The organism is Streptomyces sp. SID14478 (genome assembly GCF_010548525.1).
GTDB lineage: Bacteria > Actinomycetota > Actinomycetes > Streptomycetales > Streptomycetaceae > Streptomyces.
Window position 1 is genome coordinate 1 of the sequence record NZ_JAAGMG010001280.1, and the last position, 3321, is coordinate 3321.

Genomic DNA, 3321 nt, shown 5'->3' on the forward strand with positions numbered 1-3321 from the left:
CTGCACTCGGCGCAGGGCGCGGGCGGCCTCGGCTACGCCTATCCGGCCGCGCTGGGCGCCGCCGTCGCCGACCCGACCACCCCCGTCCTCGCGGTCTCCGGCGACGGCGGCGCCCTGTACTCGATCGCCGAACTGGCCACCGCCCGGCAGGAATCGCTCAATGTGACCTGGCTGATCGTCGACGACGGCGGCTACGGCATCCTGCGCGAGTACATGACCGACACCTTCGGCGACACCGAGGGCACCGAACTGACCCGGCCCGACTTCGTGGCCCTGGCCGAGTCGTTCGGGGTGCCCGCGACCCGCACGACGCCCGGGGCGCTGCGGGACGACCTGGCCGCAGCACTCGCCGCCCCCGGCCCCCGCGTGGTCGTGCTGCCCGCGCTGCTGCGGATGTTCGCGCCGACGCATCTGGGGTGAGAGCGGGCGTGCGGCGCCGGCGGTCGGCGGGCGCCGCACGCCCCGGACTGCGATCGGGTAACGAGATCACGCCATTCTCATCAGTCCCCAAGAAAACACGCATACCCTCAAGAACCGACGGAACCGACTGACGCGCCGTCCGGTGGGGGAACGATGAGTGGGACTCAGGGCCGTGACGGGCGGGTGCTGCCCGCCCTGCCGTACTGCGTGATGGCCGTCGTGGCCGTGGCCGAACTGGCGACACCCACCGGTTTCGGCCTGCTGCCCCTGATATCGCTGGGCCCGGCCTTCGCGGGGCTCGTCGGCAGCAAGAGACGCACCGCCCGGATCGGGGCCCTCGCGGTACTGCTGTGTGCCGGCCTGTCCGCGTACGACGGCACATGGGGCCGGCGGCGCGTCTACATCGCGGCGATCAGCGTCGCCGGGGTCACCGCCGCGGGCCTGGCGGCCGTGGCGCTCAGGGAGCGCCGCGACGCCGAACTGGCCAGTGTCCGCTCGATCGCGGAGGTCGCCCAGCGGGTGCTGCTGCGGCCTGTGCCGCGCGTCGCGGGCGAACTGCGCGTCGCGGTGTCCTACACCTCGGCCGTCGCGCAGGCACGGATCGGCGGCGACCTGTACGAAGTGGTGGTCGCGGCGGGCGGAACGCGGGCCGTCATCGGCGACGTACAAGGAAAGGGACTCGAAGCCGTCGAGACGGCGGCGCTCGTCCTCGGAGCCTTCCGCGAGGCCGCCCACGACGAACCCGAACTGGCCGGCCTCGGCCGCCGGCTGGAACGGGCCGTCGACCGCGAGCTGCGGGGCGAGCGGTTCGTCAGCGCACTGCTCGTCGAGGTCCCGGCGGGCGGCCGCGAGGTGACGTTCCTCAACTTCGGCCATCCGGCGCCGCTGATCGCCCGGCCCGACGGCACCACGCTGTTCCCCGAGCCGCCCGCGTACGCGCTGCCGCTCGGCCTGAACGTGCCCGGCGGGGACCGGCCCGTCCCGTACACGGTCCCCTTCACGCCCGGCGACCAGATCCTGCTCTACACGGACGGGGTGAGCGAGGCACGGGACGGCGCCGGGGACTTCTATCCGCTGGCGGAGCGCGTGAGCCTGTTGAAGGACCCCGACGCCGAGGCGGCCCTGGAGCGGCTGCGCACGGACCTGGTGGACCACGCGGCGGGGCCGCTGCACGACGACGCGGCGATGCTGCTGCTGCGCCACCGGTCCGCCCCCTGACCGGGCGGCTCCGCTACTTCCCGGCCTGCCGCGCCACGTCCTCGAGACGGTCCCGGTACTCCTGCCACCACACGGGGTCGTGCGAGGGCAGGCTGTCGTTGTCCTCGCGCCACCCCACCGCACCGTCGAGCCCCTCGCGCAGGATGTCGGCGTGCCCCGCGTGCCGCTGCGTGTCGCCGAGGACCCGCACGAGCACGTGGTGGAACGTCACCTGCGCCCGGTCCTTCGGCCACCACGGCACCGTGCCGACGGTGTCCAGGGCGAGCTCCGCGATCGCGGCGTCGGTGTGGGTCCAGGCCCGGCGGTAGCGCGCGACGATCAGGTCGCGCGTCTCGTCGGGCGTGGCGTAGGAGTCCTCCTCCGGATCGGACTGCGGCACGTCGTGCGGGCGGCCGAAGGTGTCGCACAGGTAGCCGAGCTCCACGGCGGTCACATGCTTGACCAGCCCCAGCAGATTCGTGCCGGTCCCTGTCAGCGGGCGGCGCACGTCGTACTCCGACAGCCCCTCCAGCTTCCACAGCAGGGCGTCGCGGGCATGCTGCAAGTACTGGAGCAGGTCCTTCTTCTGATCGTTCTCGCTCATCCGGTGAGTCTGTCCCGCGCCCGCCGTACCGCCAAGCGGTTTGTCCGCCCCGTGTGCGCCCCGGCCCCCGATGGGATTCGATGGGCAGGTGCGACACGAGCAGCGGAGCCCCTCGGACGACCCCCTGACGACCCTCCTCGACCAGGTGCGCCGCGGCCTGCGCGATCTCGACGACGGCGAGCCCGCCTCGTACATTCCCGAGCTGAGCCGCGTCGACCCGGCCCTGTTCGGGCTGAGCCTGTGCGCCCTGGACGGGCAGGTCTACGGCAGCGGGGACACCACGGCGCCGTTCACGGTGCAGTCCGTCTCCAAACCCTTCGTGTTCGCCCTCGCCCTCGCCGACAGGGGCCTGGAGGAGGTCCTGACGCGGGTCGGCGCCGAGCCCAGCGGCGAGGCCTTCAACTCGATCCGTCTGGAGCCCGGCACCGGCCGCCCGCCCAACCCGATGGTCAACGCAGGTGCCATCGTGACCAGTTCACTCGTCGCGGGAGACACCCCGCAGGCCCGCTTCGCCCGCATCCTGGAGGGCCTGGGCGACTTCGCGGGCCGCTCCCTCGATGTCGACGAGGCGGTGTACGCCTCCGAATGCGCGACCGGCGACCGCAATCGCGCCCTCGCCTATCTGATGCACAACGCGGGCTCGCTCACCGGGGACGTGGAGGAGCAGCTCGGCGTCTACTTCCGCCAGTGCTCGGTCCTCGTCACCTGCGACGACCTCGCCGTGATGCACGCGACGCTGGCGGGCGGCGGCGTCAACCCGGTCACCGGCAAGCGCGTCGTCGCCCCGCGCCACGCCCAGCACGTCCTCGCGGTCATGGCGACCTGCGGCATGTACGACGCCTCGGGCCAATGGATGCTGCAGGTCGGCATGCCCGCCAAGAGCGGGGTGTCCGGTGCGATCGGCGTCGCCCTGCCCGGACAGTTCGGCATCGGCGTGTTCAGCCCGCCGCTGGAGGAGAAGGGCAACAGCGTGCGCGGCATCGCCGCCTGCCACCTGCTGTCCGACCAGTTCGGGCTGCACCTGATGCGGGCCGTCGACCCGCAGCGCCGCCCCCTGCCGCCGCGCTCCCTGCACGGCGCTCCGCTGCGCTCCCTGCGCC

At 73.1% G+C, this 3321-nt stretch carries 4 protein-coding genes; 3 read left to right on the forward strand and 1 reads right to left on the reverse strand.

Going from position 1 to position 3321, the window contains the following annotated elements; all coding sequences use genetic code 11:
* The coding region (locus G3I40_RS41040) for a thiamine pyrophosphate-dependent enzyme (RefSeq protein ID WP_239092246.1) at nucleotides 1-420 on the forward strand (420 nt) is incomplete at its 5' end.
* Nucleotides 421-573: 153 nt separating this feature from the next.
* Nucleotides 574-1638, forward strand: coding sequence for a PP2C family protein-serine/threonine phosphatase (locus G3I40_RS41045; RefSeq protein WP_164559901.1), 1065 nt, complete (start codon nucleotides 574-576; stop codon nucleotides 1636-1638).
* 13 nt (nucleotides 1639-1651) lie between these two features.
* On the opposite strand, the gene G3I40_RS41050 is transcribed toward G3I40_RS41045, so the two are convergent.
* Complete coding sequence (locus G3I40_RS41050) at nucleotides 1652-2221, reverse strand: DinB family protein (protein WP_164559902.1); 570 nt, start codon at nucleotides 2219-2221, stop codon at nucleotides 1652-1654.
* A gap of 88 nt (nucleotides 2222-2309) precedes the next feature.
* Here G3I40_RS41050 and glsA point away from each other — a divergent pair.
* Nucleotides 2310-3321, forward strand: a 1012-nt coding sequence (gene glsA, locus G3I40_RS41055; RefSeq protein ID WP_343245190.1) for a glutaminase A, incomplete at its 3' end; no start/stop codon positions are given.

Excerpts from the sequence above, each read along its gene's own strand:
- G3I40_RS41050 (WP_164559902.1), bottom strand. The coding sequence starts at position 2,221 with ATGAGCGAGAACGATCAGAAGAAGGACCTGCTCCAGTACTTGCAGCAT.
- G3I40_RS41045 (WP_164559901.1), top strand. The coding sequence starts at position 574 with ATGAGTGGGACTCAGGGCCGTGACGGGCGGGTGCTGCCCGCCCTGCCG.